We start from the raw sequence: 5,220 nt of genomic DNA, 5'->3' as shown, positions 1-5,220 counted from the left end.
TTTCATTCGGGTATTGGTTACAAAAAACCTATGGATGTTTATCTGAATTATACGCAAAATTATTATCAATTAGCTGCTTAACAATATAATAAAAATAGGAAACGAATTTGATTATTTTTTGTCTTGATTTCTCAGTCCATTATAGTAATATAATTTATCAAATTAAATCAGCTAAATCGCAAGTAGCAAGTTACACTAATAGTACTTTAGTAATGTTATATTGGCATATTGGTTCTCTTATTAATCAAGAAATTCTAAACAATAACGGGCTGAATATGGAGAGCAAATATTATCTCAAATGGCTAAAAGGTTAACCCTACTATATGGTAATGGTTTTGATTTTGCTAACCTTTCGCGTATGGTTAAATTTTCTAAATTATATCCTTATCAAGAAATTGTTGTGGCAGTGTCACAACAATTATCGTGGTCGCACATCATAAGCTTTGTTATATGGCTCATTTTATGTCATTCCCGCGTAGGCGGGAATCCAGTAAAATCTATAAAAACTTATTGAAGTTATTTTTTTTGGATTCCTGCCTACGCGGGAATGACATCGAGTAGGTCGAATCATGCAATAAGACCCACATCATAAAATTAATACATATATAAAATTCATGTTAAATAACTCTCATTTACTTATTATTTGGTTGTTTGGACTTATTAGCGGTTTTAATCTAATGATTACCGGTAATACTTTAAATTATTGGCTTGCTAAAGAGGATATGGCACTGCAAACAATCGGTATATTATCATTCATAACGCTTCCCTACTCTATTAATTTCTTGTTAGCACCGATTTTTGATGCAGTGCAAATTAAATATTTAAACAAAATATTCGGTCATAGATTATCTTGGATTTGCTTAACTAGTACTGCGTTAATATTTCTTATATATATTTTCAGCTTTCTAGATCCTCGTACTAATCTAGTATTATTTACCTTTACGGCTTTAATTATTTCTTTTTTTAGTGCAGCCCAAGATACTATATTAAGTGCTTTAAGAACGGAAATAGTACCTAAAGAATCGCTTGGGTTTACTTCAGGAATATATATATTCGGTTATCGGGTCGGTATGCTTTTAGCTGGTTCCGGAGCTATTTATTTATCTATTTATTTTACATTTAATGAAATATATAAAATCTTTGCCGGCTTAGTATTTATTTATTTAATTTTATTGATTGTAGCTGCTAGATATACTAATTCTTTTGGTCTCGTTGAAGAAAGAATATGTCATTCCCGCGGAAGCGGGAATCCAAATAATGAATTTTTTATAAAACGTTATTATTCTAATTTCTTAAAGATCTTTCTGGATTCCCGCTTCCGCGGGAATGGCATCAGCCTCGCATATTTCATTATCCATATATTAATTTTCCTAGTATTATATAGATTACCGGATAACTTAATCAATGTTATGATTAATCCGTTTTTGCTTCATCTTGAGTATGATGCTTTTGAGATAGCAAGTGTTGGGAAGTTTTGGGGTGTTGTAGGAGCTATAATCGGCGGACTACTTGGTGGCTTTATTATGAAACATAAAAATATATTAAATAATATATTTTTATTTGGGATTATTCATGCTTTAGGACATATTTTGTTTATTGTTCTTGAAATAAACGGTAAAAATTCTTTATTATTATTTATCACGATAGGAATAGAAAGTATTACTGGTGGTATGACGATGACTGCTTATATAGCTTTTATTTCTTCGCTATGCCAAGGTAAATTTCGAGCTACTCAATATTCTTTTCTTTCGTCGATGATGGGAATTTCACGCTCAATTTTTCCTATAATTTCAGGCTATATGGTAGTAAATTTCGGTTGGCAAAATTTCTTTTTATTTACTACTATTATAACTATCCCCTCTTTGTTAATATTATTAAAGATAAAAACTAAATTACAATAATGAATGATATATTAGGTGCTTTTTTACATGGTATTGTTTTAGCTCTTGGTTTAATAGTGCCGCTCGGAGTACAGAATATTTTTATATTTAATCAAGGAGCAAAACAGCCAAAGTTTAGTAAAGCTTTACCTAGCATAATTGCAGCCTCAATATGTGATACTATTCTTATATGTATGGCAGTTCTTGGGGTATCTTTATTAATTCTTGAAATTTCTTGGTTAAAATTATCTATATTTATTGTTGGATTTATTTTTTTAATTTATATGGGATATAATACTTGGAAACGGCCGCCTATTGATCTTACAATGAATTCCGGGGCTTTTTCAGCTAAAAAACAAATTTTATTTACTATATCGGTGTCAATATTAAATCCTCATGCTATTATGGATACGATTATAGTAATAGGTACTAGTGCTTTAAAGTATAACGGTATTGCAAAAATTATGTTTACCTTAACTTGTATATTTATATCTTGGATATGGTTTTTTTCTTTAGCAGTTGCAGGTTATAATATCAGAAAGCTAAATAAAAGTAGCACGATTTTAACCATAATTAATAAAATAGCTGCTATTATTATTTGGGCAGTTGCTTTTTATATTGGGGTACAAATATTGTATGAAATCGGTTTTATTAACTAGAAATATTGAAGAAAATAATGAAACTATAAAAGAAATAAGTAAATATAATTTAGATTTACGTTATATTCATTGTCCTTTAATTAAATATGAAATTCTAGATTTTAATATTGATATTTTAGATAATTACTTAAATATAATAATCACTAGTAAATACGCAGCAAATATCTTAGCCGGTCATAACTTAAAACAAGATATTTGGGTAGTAGGTAGTAAGTCAAAACGATTATTAGGCAAGAAAGTAATTTATACTGCTAAAAACGCGGAAGATTTGATTAAGCATTTTCCTCCTGATTTATATGAGCAGACTATATATTTATCTTCAAATGAAATTACTAAAGATTTGCCTAATAAAATAGCTAGACATATCATTTATAATGTAGAATATTTGAACGAGCTGCCGTTATCTGTTATAAAAGAATTTAAAAGCAATATTAGACATCTTTCCAAACCAGCTTATAGAGAGGAATTTAAAGGAGACACGGGACGCAGCACCGCAGCGTACATAGAAGTACGTGAGGATGCGAGTACCGGATCGACGTATAAATTACCTCTGGAAGCGGAGTTTGGGAAGATGTCTATTGACTTTATTTTACTTTATTCTCAGAATAGTGCTAAAACTTTTTTAAGATTATTACTTCAAAATAATTTACTAGAATATTTACAAGATAGTTTAGTTGTAGCTATAAGTTTGAAAGTTGCAAATATAGTTAGACCTTTTATAAAAAATGTGGTTTATTGTGATGATCGAAATCCTAACGATATAATCAAGTTATTATCCGAAAATGCAAAAATTTGATAGTTTATTTAAAAGCAAAAATATCTTTTTTATAGCAATAGTAATATTTGTCTTATCTTCTTTTACTTTTTATCATAATAGAGCCGATATTTTAAAACTGTTTAAAAGTGAAAATAAAGATTTAAGTCAAATTCCTGATCAAGCAGTAGAAAATAAAGAAAATACCGTAGAAGAAAAGGAAGCAGCCTCTCTATTATCTACTAAGTCGCTTTTAAATTACGTAAGTTCTTTAAAGTTCCCTGAAGCACCGGAACCGGATTCCTCGGTCAAGCTACGGGATAATAATGTAGAAGCTCCTATTAAACAATATTCAGTGGATTATATTAATTACTTATTAAATGTAAATCTATTAGTATATAATTTCATGCAGGATAAAGACTATAGTAAGGAGTTAAGAATAGTAAAATTCCGCCTGCTGCCTCGAGATATAAAGAATATTTTAACTAGCCTAGAAGCATATAATAATAATTATCTTTTCTCGAAATCAAGTAGTACAGAAGTAATTTTTCCTACCAACCATAAGTGGCTGGAGAAATTTATCAAAATTGAGAAAAAACCTTCTTCTATGATAATAAAAGAACAAGATAAAACTCTAATTTTAGAGAAATTAAACTATCTAATCGATTTTCTTTATTCAGAAAAATTTATGCAGGAGTGTGTAAATAAAGATGTTTAGGTTATTATTAATATGCACTACTTTTTTACTACTTTATTTCGGGTTTACTTTAATAGAGAGCTTTGATTCAAAAGTTTTTATTAGTTTATACGATTATAATATTGAGACTACTTTGTTCTTTAGTCTTATTTTAGGGTTATTATTACTAATTTCTTGTTTTATTGTCATTAGATTTCTAATATTAATTATCGATTTACCGTCTAAAATACATAATATTTTTAATAAACGAAAAGTTAATCATGATAAATATACTTTAATTTTAGCTTTTGCCGAATATATTATGAGTAATAAAGCTAAATCTGCTTCTATTGTTCGCAAAAATTTATCTTCTGAAGATCTAAAAGATTCACAAGAATTCCATAATTTAATCTTAGCCGTAACTGAAGAGGATGTAGATAGAAAAATTTTCTATTTTGAAAAACTTATTGCATCTAAAGAATTCGCTTTTTTCAGTAGCAAAAACCTAGCAAAACTTTATTATGATAAATCCTTGTATGAGAAAGCAGAAAATTACGCAACAAAGGCTTATAATTTCAATGAACTTGATAGTGACAATTTAATTACTTTAATGCGTTGTTATGCTAGACTTTCTCTATGGACGAAATTTATTTTTATAACAAATAAACTCGCAAAATTTCATAAACATGAGTCTATGCCGAAAATTGCTGAGTATTATTTATTAGCAGCAAAGCAAGAAGTAGAAAGTAATAATGCAGCTAATGCTATAGATTATTTGGAAACAGCTATAGATTTAAATTTTTATAACGATGAATTACTAGAATTTTACTTTAATTTAAATGATAAGCTTAATGTTAATAAAAAGACCAAAATATTAAAAGATGCTTTTCGTATTATCCCTTCTTTAAAATTAGTGCAGCTATTTAAAAAATTTACTTCTCTATCAGATAGGCAAATTTACGAAGAATTAACTCAAGAGTTAGATGCTAAAAAAGATGAAATATTAATTTTGGCAATAGAAGCTTATTTAGAATTATAGGTGTTGTTGTATCATGTCATTCCTGCTTTCGTAGGAATGACATGATACAAGCCATGCAATAAAGCACTTCGCTACAGCGTTGTTGCGTGGAGATTAAAAAAAGTCAATATAGCGCTTAGAGTATAAAATGTAATAGTTGAGATTTAATCTTACATTTAGTAAAATTAAGATAATANNNAATGGAGGATTAGAGATGAATCTAAATCAAAAAA

General features: G+C 28.4%; 5 protein-coding genes and 2 pseudogenes. All 7 read left to right on the top strand.

Annotated features, from left to right (window positions below):
• The first annotated feature begins 298 nt into the window (after positions 1 to 298).
• The 7 genes and pseudogenes from KYQ89_RS02810 (at position 299) to KYQ89_RS02785 (ending at position 5,008) form a co-directional block, all read left to right on the top strand.
• On the top strand, positions 299 to 514 hold the full coding sequence (locus tag KYQ89_RS02810; RefSeq protein WP_256621215.1) for a DUF1016 N-terminal domain-containing protein: 216 nt from the start codon (positions 299 to 301) through the stop codon (positions 512 to 514).
• Between the two features lie 100 nt (positions 515 to 614).
• Positions 615 to 1,901, top strand: a complete 1,287-nt coding sequence (locus KYQ89_RS02805; RefSeq protein WP_218460312.1) for an AmpG family muropeptide MFS transporter — start codon at positions 615 to 617, stop codon at positions 1,899 to 1,901.
• The gene (locus tag KYQ89_RS02800) at positions 1,898 to 2,539 is read left to right on the top strand and encodes a LysE/ArgO family amino acid transporter (RefSeq protein ID WP_218460314.1); all 642 of its coding nucleotides are present in this window, start codon (positions 1,898 to 1,900) and stop codon (positions 2,537 to 2,539) included. The genes KYQ89_RS02805 and KYQ89_RS02800 overlap by 4 nt, the downstream gene beginning before the upstream one ends.
• Entirely contained in the window at positions 2,517 to 3,335 is an 819-nt protein-coding gene (locus KYQ89_RS02795) for a palindromic element RPE1 domain-containing protein (protein WP_218460311.1), read from the top strand. Before KYQ89_RS02800 ends, KYQ89_RS02795 begins: the two co-directional genes overlap by 23 nt.
• Positions 3,322 to 3,582: pseudogene (locus KYQ89_RS08230) on the top strand (hypothetical protein); the annotation flags it as partial. The gene KYQ89_RS02795 and the pseudogene KYQ89_RS08230, both read left to right, overlap by 14 nt.
• A 63-nt stretch (positions 3,583 to 3,645) precedes the next feature.
• Positions 3,646 to 4,011: pseudogene (locus KYQ89_RS08225) on the top strand (hypothetical protein); the annotation flags it as partial.
• Positions 4,004 to 5,008, top strand: a complete 1,005-nt coding sequence (locus tag KYQ89_RS02785; protein WP_218460309.1) for a tetratricopeptide repeat protein — start codon at positions 4,004 to 4,006, stop codon at positions 5,006 to 5,008. The pseudogene KYQ89_RS08225 and the gene KYQ89_RS02785, both read left to right, overlap by 8 nt.
• Positions 5,009 to 5,220 lie beyond the last annotated feature (212 nt).

Source organism: Rickettsia sp. TH2014, assembly GCF_019249195.1.
GTDB classification, from domain to species: Bacteria; Pseudomonadota; Alphaproteobacteria; order Rickettsiales; family Rickettsiaceae; genus Rickettsia; species Rickettsia felis.
Note: the sequence above shows the minus strand (reverse complement) of the source record. Positions and strands in the feature narration are given on the sequence as shown.